Annotated in this window: 19 protein-coding genes and 4 tRNA genes; 20 read left to right on the forward strand and 3 right to left on the reverse strand. The window is 61.5% G+C overall.

Annotation, left to right across the window (positions count from 1 at the left end):
* Positions 1–175: 175 nt before the first annotated feature.
* From ACK8N7_RS13245 to ACK8N7_RS13255, 3 genes are all read right to left on the reverse strand, one after another.
* Entirely contained in the window at positions 176–964 is a 789-nt protein-coding gene (locus ACK8N7_RS13245) for a RecB family exonuclease (protein ID WP_500442431.1), read from the reverse strand.
* Entirely contained in the window at positions 951–1331 is a 381-nt protein-coding gene (locus tag ACK8N7_RS13250) for a hypothetical protein (protein ID WP_500442432.1), read from the reverse strand. Before ACK8N7_RS13250 ends, ACK8N7_RS13245 begins: the two co-directional genes overlap by 14 nt.
* Before the next feature lie 196 nt (positions 1332–1527).
* Complete coding sequence (locus tag ACK8N7_RS13255) at positions 1528–2007, reverse strand: M78 family metallopeptidase domain-containing protein (protein WP_500442434.1); 480 nt, start codon at positions 2005–2007, stop codon at positions 1528–1530.
* Positions 2008–2446: 439 nt separating this feature from the next.
* Here ACK8N7_RS13255 and ACK8N7_RS13260 point away from each other — a divergent pair, with 439 nt between their 5' ends.
* The 20 genes from ACK8N7_RS13260 (at position 2447) to ACK8N7_RS13355 (ending at position 18944) form a co-directional block, all read left to right on the forward strand.
* The gene (locus tag ACK8N7_RS13260; RefSeq protein WP_500442436.1) at positions 2447–2779 is read left to right on the forward strand and encodes an HNH endonuclease; all 333 of its coding nucleotides are present in this window, start codon (positions 2447–2449) and stop codon (positions 2777–2779) included.
* Positions 2780–2961: 182 nt separating this feature from the next.
* Positions 2962–3034, forward strand: a tRNA-Lys gene (locus ACK8N7_RS13265).
* A gap of 5 nt (positions 3035–3039) precedes the next feature.
* Positions 3040–3117 (forward strand) — tRNA-Trp (locus ACK8N7_RS13270).
* A gap of 56 nt (positions 3118–3173) precedes the next feature.
* Positions 3174–3244 (forward strand) — tRNA-Leu (locus ACK8N7_RS13275).
* A 55-nt stretch (positions 3245–3299) separates the two neighbouring features.
* Positions 3300–3372 (forward strand) — tRNA-Pro (locus tag ACK8N7_RS13280).
* Between the two features lie 61 nt (positions 3373–3433).
* On the forward strand, positions 3434–3595 hold the full coding sequence (locus tag ACK8N7_RS13285) for a hypothetical protein (RefSeq protein WP_397751241.1): 162 nt from the start codon (positions 3434–3436) through the stop codon (positions 3593–3595).
* Positions 3592–4011, forward strand: a complete 420-nt coding sequence (locus ACK8N7_RS13290) for a phage terminase small subunit (protein WP_494486834.1) — start codon at positions 3592–3594, stop codon at positions 4009–4011. Before ACK8N7_RS13285 ends, ACK8N7_RS13290 begins: the two co-directional genes overlap by 4 nt.
* Positions 4012–4273: 262 nt before the next feature.
* Positions 4274–5596 (forward strand): terminase large subunit domain-containing protein, encoded by a 1323-nt coding sequence (locus ACK8N7_RS13295; protein ID WP_359747672.1) that lies wholly within the window; start codon positions 4274–4276, stop codon positions 5594–5596.
* A 14-nt stretch (positions 5597–5610) separates the two neighbouring features.
* The gene (locus ACK8N7_RS13300; RefSeq protein ID WP_500442439.1) at positions 5611–7053 is read left to right on the forward strand and encodes a phage portal protein; all 1443 of its coding nucleotides are present in this window, start codon (positions 5611–5613) and stop codon (positions 7051–7053) included.
* A gap of 38 nt (positions 7054–7091) precedes the next feature.
* Positions 7092–7607 carry a hypothetical protein gene (locus tag ACK8N7_RS13305; protein ID WP_500442441.1) on the forward strand — a complete coding sequence of 172 codons (516 nt, stop codon included), beginning with the start codon at positions 7092–7094 and terminating at the stop codon, positions 7605–7607.
* Between the two features lie 109 nt (positions 7608–7716).
* Positions 7717–8811, forward strand: coding sequence for a phage major capsid protein (locus ACK8N7_RS13310; protein WP_500442443.1), 1095 nt, complete (start codon positions 7717–7719; stop codon positions 8809–8811).
* 11 nt (positions 8812–8822) lie between these two features.
* Positions 8823–9416 carry a phage gp6-like head-tail connector protein gene (locus ACK8N7_RS13315; protein WP_500442445.1) on the forward strand — a complete coding sequence of 198 codons (594 nt, stop codon included), beginning with the start codon at positions 8823–8825 and terminating at the stop codon, positions 9414–9416.
* Positions 9417–9815: 399 nt separating this feature from the next.
* Positions 9816–10091 (forward strand): hypothetical protein, encoded by a 276-nt coding sequence (locus ACK8N7_RS13320; protein WP_500442446.1) that lies wholly within the window; start codon positions 9816–9818, stop codon positions 10089–10091.
* Positions 10092–10478, forward strand: a complete 387-nt coding sequence (locus ACK8N7_RS13325) for a hypothetical protein (protein WP_500442448.1) — start codon at positions 10092–10094, stop codon at positions 10476–10478.
* Positions 10479–10542: 64 nt separating this feature from the next.
* On the forward strand, positions 10543–11145 hold the full coding sequence (locus tag ACK8N7_RS13330; protein WP_500442450.1) for a phage tail tube protein: 603 nt from the start codon (positions 10543–10545) through the stop codon (positions 11143–11145).
* Positions 11146–11197: 52 nt separating this feature from the next.
* A complete protein-coding gene (locus ACK8N7_RS13335) occupies positions 11198–11512 on the forward strand; it encodes a hypothetical protein (protein WP_500442452.1) in 315 nt (104 codons plus the stop codon).
* A gap of 17 nt (positions 11513–11529) precedes the next feature.
* The gene (locus ACK8N7_RS13340) at positions 11530–11919 is read left to right on the forward strand and encodes a hypothetical protein (protein WP_359747652.1); all 390 of its coding nucleotides are present in this window, start codon (positions 11530–11532) and stop codon (positions 11917–11919) included.
* An 11-nt stretch (positions 11920–11930) separates the two neighbouring features.
* Entirely contained in the window at positions 11931–16700 is a 4770-nt protein-coding gene (locus ACK8N7_RS13345) for a lytic transglycosylase domain-containing protein (RefSeq protein WP_500442454.1), read from the forward strand.
* A 9-nt stretch (positions 16701–16709) separates the two neighbouring features.
* The gene (locus ACK8N7_RS13350) at positions 16710–17699 is read left to right on the forward strand and encodes a phage tail family protein (protein ID WP_500442456.1); all 990 of its coding nucleotides are present in this window, start codon (positions 16710–16712) and stop codon (positions 17697–17699) included.
* Between the two features lie 9 nt (positions 17700–17708).
* A complete protein-coding gene (locus ACK8N7_RS13355) occupies positions 17709–18944 on the forward strand; it encodes a siphovirus ReqiPepy6 Gp37-like family protein (RefSeq protein WP_500442458.1) in 1236 nt (411 codons plus the stop codon).
* Positions 18945–18949: the final 5 nt, after the last annotated feature.

An 18949-nucleotide genomic window follows, 5' to 3' on the forward strand; every position in this document is an offset into this window, starting at 1 on the left:
CGCGTACGGCGTGGGGATAGGCTCCCCTGCCGCCCCTCGAATGTGAGCCGACTGCGTTAGCGAGAACATCGCACACCCCCTTCCCAACTGACAAGTGCTTGCGGATAAAAAAAGCGGGCCAGGTTGCCCGGGTCTCGATTTCTACACCACCTCTTCCCTACTGACAAGTGGGAAGTCATGAAAAAGCGCAGGCATGCGAGACGTCACAGAATCGACAGCCCCACCCCGGTCGGGCAGGGAAGTTCCCGGCCTTCACCCCTGCATCCATGGCAGCGAACACTTCTCCCACCTCTTCCTCTCGCACCGTTGATACATCAAGCGCTCTCGATAGTCCACCGGTCTTGCCCATGTACCAGTCGGCTCTTTTGACCTCGACATTGAGCACCTTCCTGGTCAGGATGGTGTACGTCTTAAGCTGGAGTTTCGACCGGGTTGAACCGGTCTTCAGGTCCCGCACCCGTACCGAGTCGTCAGGCTCCTCCGTCAGCTGGTCGATGTACCCCTGGACCGGGACACCACCGATCTCCGCCTCTACGTGCAGCTCCAACCCGGGAGTCCCGTCAGGAGCCTTCCAGATCACGGGCCCGGTTTCCCGAGCCCATTCGACGTAGCGGGCTACCTGCGAGCGGCCCAGCGTATGCCGGTTGACCATGTCCGTCTCGCCGTCCACGTTCCCGGCGGTCATCCAGCGCGCGAGGTTGCTTTCCTTGTCCAGCGCCTCGTTCGTAAGGGCGGTGTACGTAGTCGAGTAAAGCTCGACGGCTTCCTCGGAAGACATCTTCCGGCCCGAGCGCTCGAATGCCTCACACGATTCGTGGAACGCCGTTCCTTGATTTGACCACGCAGCCGGCCGGGGCGTCACTCTCGCAACACGCCGCAGCCGGTACTGCTCACCGCACTTCCCATACTGTTCCGCTTGGCTTACCGACCGGGTCATGTTCGCTATTCGGTCAGGGACAGTCACAGATGTTCCTCTCAGGTTGCACCTCCTTGGGTCGGTCAGGGTGTATCACAAACATGGTGTACGCGGCACAGCCGGGAAGACGTGAGCTGGTGTGGAAATGAGGCTCTTCCTCAACTATGCGGTCGGTCCAGTCGCCCCCAAGGCTTGCGGACAACGAAGCCAGGGCCGGGCCGTCGTCGGGGTCCAGTTCCTTGTCTCCGGCCATCACCAGGTAGTACGAGCCGAACGCGCTCGACACGCAGTCGATCACCAGTGACTCCGAGACATAGATCCGGCGGTGGCTCCGTACCGGCGTTTCCCGGATGAGGGCGAGAAGGCCCGCAGCCGTCCAGCGCACTTCCGCCGCCGTGCATCCCATCGTGATCATGGCTACCGCCCCCCTGTCTCAGCAGCAGCCAAATCCAGCCGTGCGTCCTGTTTCCGACTTTAGCCTCCGGCTAGTGGAGTCCCGCACTCCGTTATTGGGTGACATAGGTCACCGACATCAGATGTCCGTATCGGTACAACCCAAGAGGGCCCGGACGTATCTACGTCCAGGCCCTCTCAATGGGTCGAACCCCTGGTCACGCCAGGAAGGCGTCCAGTTCCCTGCCCTCCGGGCACACCAGCAGTTGAAGCTGCTCGGGTGTGGGAGGGGCCGACTCCTCGGGCCACCGGACGACGAGGCCGCCGTCTGACGGCAGGCGGGGCAGATAGGTGAGGCGGTTGCCGTCCGGCTCCAGGTGGGCAACTTCGCCTTCCACCACGTGGCGTACGAACGCCTTCGCGTACCGGTCGGGCTCCTTTTCCCGAAGGCGCACCTGCACCAGCCTGCGCAGGCCACGGAAGATGGAGTCCCGAATCAGATCGGCCCGGTGCGGGTTCTCGCTGATGTCCCAGGGAAGGAGGGCCAGGGCCTCAGCCTTGGGCCCCCGGAGATACATGTTCATGTTCAGGGCCCGGTAGCTCACGGCCTGACGCGTGACGCCGAAGCGGGTAGCGATCTTGGTGTAGTCCGGCTCCTGGAGAAGGATCTTCCGAAGCTCCAGATCATCTTCTGGCAATCCACCCACGAGGCCCCCATTACTCCGCACTGCCCGGACGGTACGGGCAGATCCGTTCTGCGCACAACGAGCCTTCACACCTTCTGCACAGGGCTATCTGTGACCTGTGTCTCATATGTTACTCATCTGTCCGATCTTGGCGGATCGGACACCTACGTAATAAGTGAGAGTAAGAGAGGAGACATAAACATGAACTCCTTCTACCTGTAGGGGAGTTCAAGGAGAACTTACCAGCAGCCGTCAGCCGGCTCCCCTGCTGGGGGCCGAGGACTAACCCGGTCGGAGTACATCCCGGAAAACGGACCACCTGACGAGCTGTCATCAAATCTGATCCCTGGGGCCAGAACGTCACCCCCCAGGGACACACTCCTTCACGATTCCGGCCCGAGCCCTTACGGCTGGCCGGTGTCTCATCACGGAACGGCATCGGGGGTGCACTGTGCCTAGAGCCGCTTCGGTTTGCTACGTCCGGGGCTGTACCGCTCGTACCGTCCGTTCCGGCCGATGCGGACGGCACGCTCCACCAGCTCCGAAACCGTGGTCTACGAAGAGTGCTCGGAACTCGACACGTAGTAGTGACTGGGAACGACGAATCAGACCGCGCGCCCTGGTTTTGGCTCGCTTCGCCTGCCAGGCCTGTGGTGCCGGTGAGCGCCTGGAGGTCGATCACATCGTTCCCGTGTCGCGGGGCGGTACCTCGACGCTCGACAACGCTCAGGTGCTGTGTCAGCCGTGCCACAGGGCGAAGACAGTCCGGGACCGAACCCGGTGAGGATCGGACAGGTACCGCAGGTGCAGGACGGGGTACCCGCGTGGCTAAGAGGATGAGGCCACAGACCACGACAGGCCCGCTTCGGCTAATGGCAAGCCGCACATGTAGAAGCCCTGGCTTCGAGGTGTAATCCCGGTTCGACTCCGGACGGGGGCACAATCCGCGCCGTGGAGCGCGAAAGAGATTCCATAGCTCAGTTGGTAGAGCGAGGGACTTTTAATCCCACGGTCCTCGGTTCGAGTCCGAGTGGAATCACGTATATGGGTGTAGCTCAGTTCGGGCAGAGCGCCGGTCTCCAAAGCCGGATGTCGCAGGTTCGAATCCTGTCCCCCATGCCATCCAGGTAGCTCCTGGAGTGCTCTGAACCTCCTCCTGATCAGAGGACGGATGAGCGGTGCGCTTCGTCTAGCGGCCCAGGACTCCCCCGGAGAGGGGGTAACGCCGGTTCGAATCCGGCAGCGCACACATCAGCCAGCCTGCTTAGGCACGTGCATACGTCCGCCGCTCTCGGCGGACACATTCGGGTGTAGCTCAGTTGGTAGAGCACGCGCTTTGGGAGCGTGAGGCCACAGGTTCGAGACCTGTCACCCGGACTACCCAAGAGGCCCTGCGGGGCCACACATCAACGCGACGGAGACGTTCATCGGGGGACGAGTGCACGACGACGACCAGGAGGCAGGGCCGCGACTGCGGCACACCTCCCAGCCAGGCCGGGCCGCGCAGGTCCGGCACTGGCGGCAGGACGCCGCCACCGAGCTGGAGGAGCTGCGTGACCTCTACCCCCTCATCGAGGGCCTGGAGGTGCCACGTCTATGACTCGTGGGCCGCAGCCGAGCCCGAATGCAGCGCGCAGAAACGTTCACTCGCACGCCCGGGAACTGTCCCGGGAACCGAAAGCTCCACGGCAGGCGCCCACGGGCCTTTCTCTGAAAACCGCCGGGGCGAAAAGGTTTTGGCTCATGTGGAGCCAGGCACCGCAGACAGCGGAATGGACTGAGACCGACTGGCTTGAGCTGGAAATCACCGCACGTCTGGTTGATGCCCTGTATCAGGGTGACCTGAAACAAGCGAGCGAGATCCGGCAGAGAACCGCTAAATGGGGCTCGACGGTCGAGGACCGTAATCGCCTCCGCATGAAGTTCGAGGATACCGACGAGGCCGAGGAAGATCCTGCGGAGCCGTCAGGCATGGACATGGACGAGGAGCTTTACAAGCTGCTCGGAGGCAAATGAATAGGTAGGTGAAGCCCTTGCAGACAGGTAATCTGCCCGCAGGGGTACCGAGGCCTACCGAGACCCTGGGCTACTCAATCATCCGTTGGGCCCAGACGTACATTGTTCAGCCGGACGGCGATCGAGCCGGCGAACCCTGGACATTCACGCCGGAACAGCTCCGCTTTGTTTTGTGGTTCTACGCGATCCGCCCCGATGGGGGGTGGACCTACTCAGCCGCGACGCTCCGACGAGCGAAAGGCTGGGGCTTAGCAAGACTCCTTTGCTCGCGGCCCTGGCGATTGTCGAATTCCTGGGGCCCTGCCGGTTCAGCCATTTCAACGCCTTCGGGCTTCCTGTCGGAAAGTCCGTGCCGCTGCCGGTGGTGCAGGTCGGGGCAACGGCCCTCGATCAGACGGACCAGACCCTAGACATGATTCGCGGGATGCTTTCCGAGAGTCCGGCCGAGAAGGTCTACGGGTTGGATATCGGCAAATCCATCATCCAGTTCAAGAGCGGTAAGCCTGGAAGCATCAAGCCAAAGGCAACCGCGGGCAGAACCAACGAGGGCAACCGGCCATCGTTTTGCCTTATGGACGAATGCCATCACTGGGTTTCCAGCAATGGGGGCCCGGAGTTCTTCCAGACCTTGAAGCGGAATATCGAGAAGACCACCAAGGCGGGGTCCAGGTGGGTCAGTACCACCAATGCTTACAACCCCAACGAGGACTCCGTAGCGCAGATCATCCACGAATCCGAGATGATCACGCAAGGGTTCTGGCTTTACGACTGCCTTGAAGGCTCCATCGACGTTGACGATATGCGTGATGAGGCGGCTGTCCGGGCCGCATTGGTGGAGGCCTACGGCGATGCCTCATGGGCGGATATCGACGGGCTGACCCGAACGATTCTCCATGACCGGACCACTCCGGACAGCACGTATTGCCGCTTCTTCTTCAATCAGATTGCGGAGTCTAGCGACGGCTGGATGGTCAAGGCCGAATGGGATTCCTGCTTCTCCGACACCGATCCCATCAGGCCCGGCGATCAGATCGCCTGCGGTTTCGATGGGAGTATCCGCAACGACGCGACAGGCATTGTCGGCGTCAGATTGCGTGACGCCAAGCTATTCGTGATCGACGTGTGGGAGAAGCCGAAACATTCAGGCATCGACTGGGAAGTTGATGTTCTCGCCGTTGAGGCTGCTGTACATCGGATGTTCGCGACGTACCGCGTCGAGTGGATGTATTGCGACCCGCCGTATTTCCAAGAGGCTATCGGCCGGTGGGCTATCGAGCACGGCGACGATCGCGTATTCGAGTATTGGACCAACAAGCCCACCAGGATGACGCAGGCCGTTGAACGCTTCCGTACGGCCGTCATGGTCAAGGACCTTTCCCACGAGGGCGATGAACGTCTCAGCCGGCACGTGCTGAATGCCGTCACCCGTGAAGTTTCCCAAGGAATCCTCATCCAGAAGGACAGCCCGAGATCGAAAAGGCGCATTGACCTCGCGGTCTGTGCCGTTCTCGCTCTGGAGGCCCGAGCTGACGCAATTGCCGATGGCCGTCTCAAAATCCGAAGGAGCCGCGTAGTCGGTTTCTAACTGCGAGGTTCTATTTGATCGTACCCCCCAACGGCCATACCGCCTTCATAGGCGAACCGTCGAAACCCGCCGAGTGGCTTTCCTACCTGTACGGCAAAATGCCGGGACCAGGCTCCCCCACGCTGGTCTACGGCAACTACTACGAGGGCGAACAGCAAAAGCTAGCGTTCGCCCAGCCCCGCTACAAAACCGCGTTTCATGACGTTTTCGCGCAGTGGCGCGACAACTTTTGCGGCATGATCATTGACTCTGCTAACGAGCGAATGAATGTGGACTCCTTCCGCCTACCTGATCATGAGGGAAGCGACAAAGACGTTCGAGAGTTCTGGCAGCGCAATTCCATGGATGCCTTCTCCTCCTCGGTGCACCTCGACGCCATGGTGGCTGGTACGTCCTACGTACTGGTATGGGCAGACGCCGAGGGCCGCCCGACCATAACCCCGTACTCCGGGGAACAGATGGTCGTGCAGTACAAGACCGGTTCTCTGACAGAGATTCAGGCTGCGGCCCTTTTCATCCAGGATGCGTGGGGCCGTCAGATATCGACTCTGTGGACCGAGAAGTACGTCTACGAGGTCTCAGCCGGTACAACCGACTGGGAGAACGGCACGGTACAGAAGAACCCCCTGGGGGTCGTACCCGTGGTGCCTTTCCATAACCGGGCCCGGCTCGGCCGGCCTGCCGTCTCCGACCTGCATAACGTCATCCCCATTCAGGACGCGATCAATAAGACGGTCACTGACGCGCTCACTGCGTCTGAAACGGCGGCGTTCCCACAAAGGTGGGTAACTGGGTTGGAAATCGTCGAGGACGAGCACGGCAATCCGGTAGAACCCTTCTCCGTTGCCGCTGACAAACTCCTCCAGGCCGAGAGCGACCTAGTCAAGTTCGGCTCCTTCGAGGCGGCCGACCTCAAGAATTACGTGACTCTCGTGTCCATGCTGGTACAGCACATGGCCAGCCTTTCCCGGCTCCCGCTCCATTATTTTCTGGTCAATGGGGGCGCTTCGCCATCCGGGGAGTCCCTTATCTCTGCCGAGGCCGGATTGGTGGCCAAGGTGAAAGAGCGCATGTTGCACTTCGGTGAATCATGGGAACGCGTTGTCCGTTTGTGCTTCGCGGTCCTTGGTGACTCCAGGCGAAATGCCTACACCATGGAAACCATGTGGCGCGATCCGGAGTACCGCACCGAGGCACAACACGTTGACGCGCTTCTCAAGTTGGCACAGCTCGACGTCCCGCGAGAGTTCCTTTGGTCGTCGGCTGGCTTCTCCGCAGCACAAATCTCCTCCTTCCGGAAGATGCGGGTGGAGGACGCCAAGGCAGCGGCCGAGGTTCAGAAGCTGGGGCCGCAGCCGCAAACGGCTGGTCCCGCTGTCCCAGGTGACGTGAAACCGAAACCGCCACAGGGCAACTCGGGGAATGCGAATCGCAAGATTTACGAACCTAGTCACTGACGTGCCGGAATGGTGCGTCCTTCCGAAATGGAATCAATTTGACTGAATCTGTTCCCGCAGACCAGACCGAGACCAATCCATCAGGCTCCCAGCCGGCCCCGCCTCCCTCCGACTCCGGTGAGGAGAAGTGGAAGGCCCTTTCCCGCGAGAACGAGCGGAAGTGGCGGGCTGCTTCCAAGGAGCTGGAGGAGCTGCGCAAGGCGCAGATGACCGACCAGGAAAAGGCTCTCGACGACGCCCGAGCGGAGGCCCGTAAGGCGACCATGTCTGAAGTCGGTGCCCGACTCGCAAAGGCCGAGATCCGCGTCCAGGCGTCCAAGGCCGGTGTGGAGGCACCCACGGATTATCTGGACCTCTCCCAGTTCCTCGGTGACGACGGCGAAGCAAACGCCGAAAAAGTCGGCGCGTTCATTGCATCGCTGAAGCAGAACGCCCCGAAGGGCGAGGCATTCCCCCAGCTCAACGGAGTGGGACATCACCAGTCCGGTAACGACATTACCTCAATGGACCCGACTGAACTTGCCGACCTGATTGCGGGCAAGTCCTTCATCTAGCCCCCCTTCAACCCTCTACTTGTCTTGCCCTCTGTAGAGGGGTTTTTAGCAGCTCCATAGCGCGCGAAAGATCCCCCCACGGGGGGCTTTCTTATGCCCTGGAGCGCTTTTGCCACTAACCACCCACCACTTCAACCTCAACCCGCGACAGGTAACGATCGCGGCCCTCGGTCTCCTTGACCGGCAGCTCACACTGGGCGGCCTTCCCGCACGGTACTCGGAACTCAGCTTTACGGGCGGCCTCGGTGACGTAATCAACGTCAACCGGGAGAGCCGGGGCATTCCGGTGCAGGCTGCGGGTATTACCGCGCCCATCAAGAATCCGATCACCGGCGACAAGAACCGACTTGCTGCCGCTTCGGATCGCCCTCTGCCGGCTGACCCCCGGCTAGCTCCCCAGGGATTCATCAACGAGTCCCGTTTCGCGGTTCAGCTTTCGACGCTCGCTCAGAACTCGACCGTTCTGAGCATGGAGCAGATCGCCTTCGATCTGCGTCAGTTCGGTGCGCAGGTTCTGACTAAATTGACTCGGGGTTTTGCCGAGTATTTTGATGACACCACGGCCGCCTTCATCAAGGCCAACATCACCCGATCCGGCCTTACGGCCGCTCAGCAGAAGGCCGTTGGTGGCGACGTAGCAGTTTCCATTCCGGCTGCGGACGGTACGGCCGCGAACATGTCGGCGCGTGCTCTTGCCCTCCGGGCTGCTCTCGTTGACGCACGAATGGCTATGAACCTGGCGCAGGTTCCGACTTCGGAGCGGTATCTCATTGCCGGTCCCGAGGTTGAGGCCATCCTTCTGAAAGATCCCGAGTTCGTGGCGGTCGATTATAGCGGCGACACGAACGCGCTACGTCGGGCGATCATCGGCCGCATTTACGGTTTCGACATCGTCATTCATAACTCGTTTGGGCTGGAGGCCTACCTCTTCCACAAGAGCGCCATGCTTCTGGTCAGCGCTTGCCCGGCTATCCCGATGGGTGCAGTCCAGGGAAGCATTCAGAACATCAACGGTATCGCAACCCGAATGCTGATCGATTACGACTACGGCCGGAAAGCGGACACCATCGGTCTTGACACCATGTACGGCCTTTCCACTGTTGCGGAGGACCCTGACTATTCCGTCCGGGGTACGGCCATTGGTGAGAAATTCGTGAGGGGTCTCAAGATCAGCATCACGGAGACCGCCCCTGCGGGTGGCTGATAGGGGGTTTCATGGCTCTGGCTACCGCTCACGATGTGGTCCTCCGGTCGGCAGAGCCGATCCCCGATGAAGCCCTTCCCCGCATCGAGGCGTTCATCACGGACGCCACAGGGCTGATAGAGGACTACTGCGGACGGGACCTGTACCGGAGGACGGGAGAGACCTTGAGTCTCTACCCGTCTGACAGTGCGGTCCTGCCGATCCCCTCCCGGTACACGACGGCTCTCCTGGTCTCGGCCGTCTCGGTCGACGGCCAGGAGGTCATCGACTGGACGATGCAGCGGGGGCGGCTCCTGCGGGATTCGGGTTGGGGCCAGCAGCTCGTTGCCGTGTCGGGCTCCTGGGGGTACGAACGCGTTCCGGCCTCCCTCACCGGGATCGTCTGCGCGGAGGTGCTGCGCTGGCTCGGCCTCACCCCCGGGGCCGAGTCGGAGCGGGTGGGAGAGGTCGAGATCCATTTCGCTGACCCGGGCTCCGGTCTCTCCCTCTCCCCCGCCACTCGGCTCGCTTTGCGGCCGTACAAGCGCATGGCAGCGGGCACCCTGACCGTTCGGCGCGAGACGCCCGCCCTCGATCTAAGGGGGCCTCATGTACTCCGGCACTGAACCGGTGGAAGTCTGGCGGGCCCCCCGCGAGGAGAACGCCTACACGTCCCGCCCCGACTGGGGCCAGGCCGTCAAGGTCTGGTCCGGGTCGGGCTCGGTCCAGCCGGACAAGAGCTTTGAGTCCTTCACGCCTTCTCGGGACTCCGTGACAGAGCGCGTGACTGTGTTCCTGCCCCTGGCTGCGGTTGTGGGGCCCGCAGACCGCCTGACAGTCCGGGGCCATTCGTACGAGGTCGATGGGGAGCCGAAGCGGCTCCTCCAGACCTCACGGCGGCACACCCGCATTACGGCCTGGAGGGCGATCAAGTGACTGCCCCCAAGGCACGTATGACCTTCCGAGCCGGCTGGGAGAGGGAGGTGTTCGGCCTTCCCGGAACACAACGTCTCCTTCTCGGGGCGGTGGCACGCATCGAGGCGTACGCCAAGGGCGACGCCCCGCGCCGCGAGAACGCCGGACGCCGGACCGGCCGCCGAACGTCGTGGACCTCGATCCGGAACAACATCGTCTCCGCCATGCACATGGATGCAGGCGGCTGGTACGGCGCGGTTATTACCGAGGCCGACCCCCGCGTACGTCACGCCATGCTCACCCACCAGGGCTTTCGGGACCGTGCCGGTAGACGGCACCCCGGCAGGCGCTTCCTGAAGGGTGCCCTGTTGAAGGCGAGGGTGTGAGTGCGCATAGACCCGATTGACTTCCTCGTCGCCTTCCTCCGGGCTCAGCCCGGTATTCCTGGCACAGCTCCGAAGGGCGATCTCACCAACCACACGCACGGCGATACCACCGTGTACCTGGAACCATCCGGTGGTTTCCGGATGGTCCGGGACCGTATGGACCGTGTGGATATCGAATACGACGTGTACAGCCTCGACCGTAAAGCGTGCATCGATCTCGCTCTGACGGTTCGGGAAGCACTGCTAGAGGTCCTGCCGAACAAGACGGTAGACGGGGCCCTGGTGCTCGACGTTGAGGACATTCAGTTCCCCACGTACTACCCCGACAAGACCTCTCGCGAGCACGTTTACGGCGGAGAGCTATCCGTCTTCTTCGCGGCCGGCTAGCCGTCCCACCTACTTCTCCAGGCCCCCGCCGCGGGGCCTTTTTTTATGCCCTTTTGGAGGCTGCATGGCGAACGACGCCAAGAAAATCCGTTTCGCTCCTAACGGTGCGCTCTACATTGCGCCCGCTCCTGTCGAGGGGGCTTCCGGCGGCACCACCGTTCCGACAGGCCTAGGCGATCCCGATACCCCACCGACCGGCTACAAGGCCCTCGGTTATGCCGACGAGTCCGGGGTGACCCTGACCCCCGCTATCGAGACGCAGCCGGTAAACGCTTGGCAATCCGCAGTGCCAGTTCTTTACAGCGTCACCGGGGCTAGCTTCTCCATCAAAGCAGTTCTGCTTGAGACTAACGAGATCACCACTGAACTCTTTTTCGGCGCGCAGTGGGTTGAGGTGATGTCGGAGGACCCGACGCCGGTCGGTACCGGAGTTTTCAAGCTGGACCTTTCCAGTACCCCGGACCTCAAGGAACTGTCGCTCGTCGTGGACTGGAACCAGGCGGGCATTCGATACCGGTGTGTGATCACCCGGGCCATGATTTCCGACCGGGGAGCTATTCAGCTCAACCGCACGGAGCCGGGCAAGTTTGAGCTGACGCTTGAGGCCCTGGACTTCAAGGGCAATCTCGGAACCATCTTCACCAACGACGACATCGCAGCCGCTTAGCCCTTTCCTGCCACCTTTCCCCTTTCCCTTCTCTGCCCTGTAGGAGTCGCCTGTGTCCAATAAGAAGAAGCACAAGAAGAACGTTTCCCGTAAGCCTGCTCCGAACAAGGTTTCCGCCCAGAAGGCGGAGGCCCTGGCCGAGGGTCTGGTTTTCGAGCATCGGGATGTGACCTTCACGGTCCGCCCTGTCGGAAAGTACCCCGTGGCCGTTCTGGAGACAGACGACGAGGTCGAGGTTCTGAAGCTCATTCTCGGCAAGCAGCAGTGGGCCGCCTATCTCGATACCGAGCCGACCCTTGACGACCTTCCGGAGTTCCTGGAGAAGTTCTCTGTTACTGCGGGCGGAGACGACGAGGCGGGAAACTGATCGCAGCCGTCCGCGCCATGCAGGAGTACCCGGACGAGCTTGAGGCCGATCTCCTCGAATTCTTCCAGGTAGACATCCTTGATTTCTGGCGCGGCCGGCTGTCTCTCCGGCGTATCGGCGTGCTCATCAAAGCACTTCTCAGGAAGCCGGGTCGGAGTCTCCTCCTCCAGGCGCTCGACGAGAAAGCAGAGTGGGACGAGTCCACTTATCTCCTGGCCCGCTCGTCGGATGCCCTGGAGCTGACAAACCATCTGCTTCTCAAAGCGCATTTCGATCCGGCACAGACCAAGGATCTACCCCTTCCCCCGAAAATTCCCCGCCCCGGTGAAGACGAGCCGGCTCCTGAAGTTGAAATGTCCTCACCGCAAGAGGTCATGAGTCTCTTTCAGGCGATGAACAGCCTTTAGGAGGTGCCCTCATGGCTTCTGAAGGCCGTGGTTCCATCCGTGTGGGAACGGGACATGTAGAAGTCGTCCCCAAGATTCCCCAGGACAGCAAGACAGAGCTTCGTGCCGAACTGGTCCACGCCATGGAGCAGGCCGGTGCAGCATCGGGCAAGGCTTACAAGGCCGCTGCCACCAAGGCAGTGAAGGGGACTTCCGAAGCAGTCGAGAAGGAAGCGAAGAAGGCTTCCACCGCGACGAAGAAGGAGGCCCGGGAAACCCAGGCCGCCCTTAAGCGGGCTGAGCAGTACGTCACCCGGGAAGCGGGCAAGGAAGCCGCTAAGCGGCTGAAGACGTACGTCAAGGCGGAGAAGGACAAGCAGAAGGCCACTGAAGGCCTTTCGGCGGTCCTGAAGCGTATTTCTCAGCAGGCCATCAAGGACACTCGCGCCGAGGCGAAAGCAAAGATCAAAGCCGTTGAGGATGCCAAGAAGGCTACCGAGAAGGCAGAGAAGGCGAAGGCGACGGCCGCTGTGGCGGCCACTCGCGAGGCCGAGAAGGCAGAGAAGCACCGTACTACCGAGCACGGTAAGGAGAGCCGTCTTCGGATGGCTCAGGAGCGGCACGAGGCCGCGCAGGCTCTTACCTCGATCCGGGAAAGGCAGCTCCGCCAGAAAGAGGCGGACCGCGTACGCCTCCTAGCCGTGAAAGAGCAGAACGACGCGGCACGCGCCGCGCATCTTCGTCGGCTTGAGGAAATACGAGAGCAGAGCAGCCGACAGAAGCTAGCCAACGACGCGGCAACGGCCGCCATAAAGCAGCAGATTCTTCTTTCCCAGGCAGCAGCCCGGCAGATGCGTGACGCCATATCCAGTATTCAGCGGGATGCGCGTCTGCATGCTCAGGGCATCCGCAATGACATAGCCGCACAGCAGGCACAGCTTCGGGACCTGCGCACGCAGATGCGCGACGCACGCCGACAGATCAGCGGCACGTCCACGACTACCACTCAGGTAGTTCGAGGCATCAGCCGCGAACTTCGCGGGGTAGGGACCTGGTTCGACAATATCGGCCAGTCCATCAACGAGGCCGGGAACATCCTCACAACCAAGTTCCTGGCCCCGCTGGCTCTCGCCGGTACCACTCTGGCCACCATCGGTGTGAAGTCCGCTGATGCCCGACTGCTCGGGCAGCTCGGCCTTTCCGCTTCCGGTGTTTCCAAGGACCAGTCCGCAGACCAGATGAACCGTATTCAGAACTACGCGATCGACACTCCGTTCTCGATCGACGTCATGCACGAATATCAGATGAAGCTCATCAGGTCTGTCGCTGGTTCCGATAAGTCGTGGTTCTCGGAAGATCCGAAAGTCAAGGGCAAGGCCGCAGACAAGGCAGCCGACCAGGCAACTGACCTGATTATGGCTATCGGTGACTCGATGGCCCGTGCCGGTAACCTGAACCCGAACCAGTTCACTCGCGCTATGTACGCGATGGACATGATCATGGATATGGACCGGGCGCCCACGAAAAACGTGCGGCAGCTTATTGCGTCCACGGGTATCCCTGCGGCTGAACTTGCTCACCTCCTCGGGTTCCCCGACTCCGAAAAAATGTACAAAGTGATGGGGACTCCAGCCGCAAAGGGCGGTGGCATTACCGGTAAGAGCATCATGGACAGCATGCTCAATTACTGGGACCCCACCAAGTACAAGGGGGACCAGAAGTCAGGCGGTTCCGTCGGCTACGCGCAGGCGATGACGAATGAGACCATCACCGGCCGCATCCAGCAAATGAAGGAACGCGCGACTTACGAGTTGGGCAATCTCTTCATCGAGGAAGACGAAGACGGTTCACTCAAATACTCGGGCCTGGGCGAGAAGCTTATGGGCCGGGACGTTGTCGAGTACGACGAGCGCGGAAACGTTTCCCGCAGGGCCCACGAGGACGGGCTAGTCGACAAGGTACAAACTATGGCCCGGGATTACGCGCCGATGGTTCCGGTCTTCCTGGAAAAGTTCTTTGAAGCAGTCGACAACTTCGCAGACATGATCAACAGTGTCGTCGAATTTGCCCGCGAGCACGACGAATTCGTGCAGGTCGGGGAGTCCATAGCAGACTTCCTTGTCGAATGGGGCCCGCTCATCCTCGCCGTGGGGCTCCTGTCCAAGGTGCTCGGCAAGACGATCGGGGTTTTCGGGAGAATCCTCTCCCCCGCTGCCGCATTGGTCCAGGGCACGGCCCGGGGCCTCCGAGGCACAGGGCGACTCAGGTCCCAGGTCAACACCAGTGCCAACGCCTACCAGGAGGCACGCACAGGCGGGCAGGGCTACCGGGAAGCGCGACGGACGGCGAATACCGCCTACCGCGAGGAACGGGCCCGGCAGCGCGGCGACAACGACCGCCGAGGAGTCGGGCAACGAGTCGCGGACCGCTTGACCGGTGACCGTACGGACCTCACCCGAGGACGGCGGGAACTGGCCGACATGGAGCGCCAGGCCCGAGCCGTCGAGGAGCGTGTGGAGGAGCTGCGCGCGGAGCTGCGGGGCGTGAACGATCAGACGCTTCGCCAGGTCCAGGCCGCGCTAGCCGGTGGCTCCGCCTCGGTCCAGGGCTCTGCCAGTCAGGCCCAGGGGGCGGCGGGGAATCTCCAGACAGCCATAGCGGATATCAACCGGGCTTCCTTGGATGCGCTGCGCCAGGAGGCCGACAAGGTCGAGGCCGCCGTGAAGGAGGTGACCCGGGAGTTCGGCCAGGCCCACACGAAGGCCGCGTCCCTCAATGACGCGAAGCTCGACCTGGTGACCGGTGAGGCCCGGAAGCTGTCCGCTGCGGCGGAGACGACCGGCAAGAACGTCACGTCGGTCAATACCCGCGTCGGGAACCTCAACGGCAAGGACGTCAAGGGCGTTACCGGTTCGATGGACGGCCTCCGGGCCATGTCGGAGCGGGCAGCCGGCCAGATCGGTGACGGAGCCAATTCATCTTCCGTCTCCGGCCGAACAGCCAACCTGAACAAGCGCAGGTTGACCGATGTCATCGCGGAGTTCAGGAAGCTGTACGAGCGGGCTGACGACGCCTATAAGAAGGTGGGGCAGGGTACCGGTGCCGGTTCGCTGGCAGGCCGTATCGGGTTGCTCAACGGCCGGTCACTCAAGGCCGTAACCGAGCGCGTTGACGAGCTGGCCAAGTCGCTGCGCAAAGCAGCGGACGCCGGTGACGACCTGGACGGCGGTCTCGGCCGGATCGCCAACCGCTCCCCCGGTGGGGGCGGCAGCAGCGGAGGGAAGAAAGCCAAGGGCCACGCCCGTGGCGGTGTCGTCCCCGGCTATGCCCCGTGGGTGGACAGCGTTCCTACGATCCTCTCCCCCGGCGAGGGCGTGTTGCGGCCGGAGGTCACGGCAGCGATCGGTGAACCCACCATCAACGCATGGAACGAGCTGGCCATCCGTGGCCGTATCTCGCGCCGTGCCCGGGGTGGGGTTGTCGGCAGCTCCGGGGGCGGACGGTTCTCCCTCGATGAGCTGAAGCAGTACGTCGACCTGAATTACGGCCTTGTGCAGCACGGCCGGTCAGCGGTCGACACCATGCGCCTGGACTCCACGTCCGATCCTCTCGGGGGCTCGGTTCAGGGCGGCATCCTCGGAACCGGTGACCGCTCCTCCGCCTTCATCGGGCGAGGGGTGGCCTCCAACTTCCGGGGCGCTTACGACTGGATGACCCGGGACGTCTTCACTCTGATGAAGAAGGTCCCGACGATTGTGGGTCAGGCTGCTGGTGTTCTTGGCGGGGCCATAACTCCCACCCTCGGTGAGTATTTCTGGTCGGACGTGTGGAAGGGCCAAGGGAACATTGTCAAGCGAGGACAGGATTTCCTTTCCAACACATTCTCCATGAAGACCTTGGCGAGTGTCAGCACGGATCTCCTCGGAGGCCTCTGGGACTCCGGCAAGTCCATTGCGGGTGTGATTGCTGATCCCATGGGGGCAGTCACCGAGGGAATCAGCGGAATCTACGACACCGTGGCGACCTCGTACAACTCCATCATCGACATGGTGGGTGTCGTACGTGACATCCGGAATTCCCCTCTCGACTACGCGTCACGTGTCGCGGGTGGAATCGTCGACAATGCCCGGGAGTCCATGCCCAACCTTGAAGGTCTGTTCGACTTCAAGAAGGGCGAGAAGGTCAGCACTGATCAGTCAGTGGACTTGAGCAATCTGTTCAGCGCAACACCCTCTAAGCAAGGTGGTGCGGTGACCCGGTGGATTCCTGTGATCAAGCAGGCCCTAGCGGCTCTGAATCTGCCCGACAGTCACATTCCGCTGATCCTTCACCGGATCGGCGTGGAGTCCGGGGGCAACCCGAACGCGATCAACAATTGGGATATCAACGCTAAAAATGGCGTCCCGTCACAGGGGCTGATGCAGACAATCCCGCCCACGTTCAACGCGTATGCGGGTCCGTTCCGGAAGCTGGGGATCACGAATCCACTCGCCAACATCTATGCGGGCATCAACTATGCCATGCACCGATACGGCGTCGGATGGACTCGGGCCCTTTCCGGGACGATGGGATACGCCAAGGGCACCATGTCTGCTTCTCCTGGCCTCGCGGTTGTCGGCGAACAAGGCCGAGAGCTAATCGATTTCGGCGGCGGCGGTCAGCGGGTCTACAACAACGCTGAAACGGAATCCCTTCTGGGGAGGAAGTACGAAATTCACATCCATGAGGCCAAGAATGAACCTACGCCGCAGGCAGTAATGCGGGCCCTTCAACAGGCGGAGGCCCTTTACGCAAGCATCTAAGGGGGTCTTATGCCTGTACCCGCATTGTCGGCGCCGGTGGTAAACAGGCCAAACGTGTTTGCCCCGGCGCCGGTGAAATGGCAAACCACACGCGTAACACTTATCGGAAGGTCGGGCCGCGGTGAGGAAATAGACCTCACCGGGTTCGCCGGTAAGGCTTGGCCCGGCGTTTTCATTCAGCCAGGAGCCACGGGGCTCGACGCTCCACCCTTCGCTGTGTTCTCCGATGACAGTCCCAATCTCGACGGATCTATGTTCCGCTCGGCCCGTGCGACTGCCCGCGAGATCATGATTCCGGTGTATCTCCACGGCATTGACCGGCAGACGATCAACGGCCTGAAACGTAAGTTCTTCCAGGCCCTCAATCCGTCTCAGGGGTACTGCCTTCTCCGGTTCACCGAGGGCGGCATTACGAGGCAGCTCACGGCCTACTACAAGGGGGGAATGGAAGGGGCCGAAGGAGTCGATACATCGGGTTTCACGTGGACCCGATACGGACTGACATTCACCGCTATGGACCCCTGGTATTACGCCACCTCCCAGCATGTAGAGCGCTGGTCCTTCGGCACGGGTGATCCGTTCCTTCACCCTTCGGGCCTCTTCCCTCTCCGCATCGCTGAGGGCGTCATGGGCGGCATTGGGGACCTGTACGACCTGACGAACCCCGGCGATATCGAGGCATGGCCAGTGTGGACGCTGAAAGGCCCGATCAAGTCGTTCGCCCTTACTCATACGGATGGGCGGACCATCAAGGCTTCCGCCCTTCCCAGCGGGCTCGATCTCATCCCAGCCGGCCGAGTCGTCACCATCGACACACGCCCCGGAAAGAAAACCGTCAAGGACGACATTGGAACGAATTTCTGGCCGCTCCTCGATGTGAACCCGGGCTTCTGGCAGATAGACCCTGGTGTCTCTCAGGCCTCAATCAAAATCGTCACGGGTTCCGGCAACGCCTCCGTGGCCCTGGCCTTCTACCCGAGATTCGCAAGCTACATGTGAGGGAGGCCTATGGGATACCGAGTCGAAGTGATCGACAGGAACTTGAAGCGTGTGGGCGAGATCGACTCGTGGATTTCTCTGGACTTCTCGGTGCGGCTCTCTCAGGAAGGAATCTGGCAGCTCCTCATCAAGGATGGAACCGAACAGGCCGCCATGATCCAGAAGGGCGGCGGCATTGTCATCTGGCAGGACGGGGTAAGCAAGCCCATCCTCTCCGGGCAGGTGGATTCCTATCAGAAGTATTGGACGAAGCTCCAGCACACCGGCCCGGGGAGTCTTTACATCGCCGGGAAGTGCCACAACTCTCTTGCCTACCGGCGTCTTCTTTTTCCCGATCCGGCTAAGCCGGTTTCGCAGCAGTACCTAGCCCGTGGAGCTAGCCGACCCATTCGGGCCGCCGAAGGAGCCGGCCACCTCATCTATGAAGAGGTCAACAAGTCCATGGGCCCTGCGGCCCTTACCGACCGGCGTATACCCAATCTGCACCTGACCGATTCTGCGGTGGGTCTCGGGATTGGGGATACCGTACGGTTCGATGGTCTCGGTGAAAAGCTAGAAGAGTGGTGCAAGGAACGCAGCGTCGCCTACCGGTTCATTTACAACCCTGCGACGCAGAAGATCGACCTTGAGATTTTCACCCCGCAGGACCGCTCGAAGGGTGTCCGCTTCTCCCCGGATCTCGGGAACCTGACCGAATACATCTGGACGCTTTCAGCCCCAAGGATTACCCGTGCAATCGTGGGCTGTTCCGGTGAAGGCAAAGACCGGTACATGAAGCAGAAGATTGACACGGTTTCCGAAGCAGAGTGGGGCGTGCAGATCGAGCGGTTCATCGACCGCCGAGACATCCCCGTCAAGACGAACATGGCCACCGGCCAGCCGATGAAATCCGATCCTGAGCTGACCGCTGATGAGTACACAGCCGCGCTCACTTCTATCGATGACGCGTTGACCACCGCTCTCACCGAGGGCGAGAAGTCCGGGAATTTTCAGATTTACCCGATCGACACGGACGACTGCAAATTCGGCAGAGATTATTTCGTGGGCGACATCGTCACCGTTGCCGTGGATGGCACGGAATACAGCGATGTTGTCCGCGAGGTCGCCATTTCCGTGGACGACGGCGGAAACGCGACGGAGATCCGCCCGAAGATCGGTGAACAAGGCAGCGGCGAACCGCTCAACCTGTACAAGACGGTATTTGAAATGCAACGGAAGCTAGACCGGCTTCAAGCGAGGATGTGAAACAC

Source organism: Streptomyces griseobrunneus (assembly GCF_046713465.1).
GTDB lineage: Bacteria > Actinomycetota > Actinomycetes > Streptomycetales > Streptomycetaceae > Streptomyces > Streptomyces microflavus.

Bases quoted from the DNA above. Each gene is read 5' to 3' on its own strand.
- ACK8N7_RS13250 (WP_500442432.1), bottom strand. From the start codon at position 1,331: ATGATCACGATGGGATGCACGGCGGCGGAAGTGCGCTGGACGGCTGCG.
- ACK8N7_RS13330 (WP_500442450.1), top strand. From the start codon at position 10,543: ATGGCGAACGACGCCAAGAAAATCCGTTTCGCTCCTAACGGTGCGCTC.
- ACK8N7_RS13355 (WP_500442458.1), top strand. From the start codon at position 17,709: ATGGGATACCGAGTCGAAGTGATCGACAGGAACTTGAAGCGTGTGGGC.
- ACK8N7_RS13350 (WP_500442456.1), top strand. From the start codon at position 16,710: ATGCCTGTACCCGCATTGTCGGCGCCGGTGGTAAACAGGCCAAACGTG.
- ACK8N7_RS13340 (WP_359747652.1), top strand. From the start codon at position 11,530: ATGCAGGAGTACCCGGACGAGCTTGAGGCCGATCTCCTCGAATTCTTC.
- ACK8N7_RS13345 (WP_500442454.1), top strand. From the start codon at position 11,931: ATGGCTTCTGAAGGCCGTGGTTCCATCCGTGTGGGAACGGGACATGTA.
- ACK8N7_RS13290 (WP_494486834.1), top strand. From the start codon at position 3,592: ATGACTCGTGGGCCGCAGCCGAGCCCGAATGCAGCGCGCAGAAACGTT.
- ACK8N7_RS13315 (WP_500442445.1), top strand. From the start codon at position 8,823: ATGGCTCTGGCTACCGCTCACGATGTGGTCCTCCGGTCGGCAGAGCCG.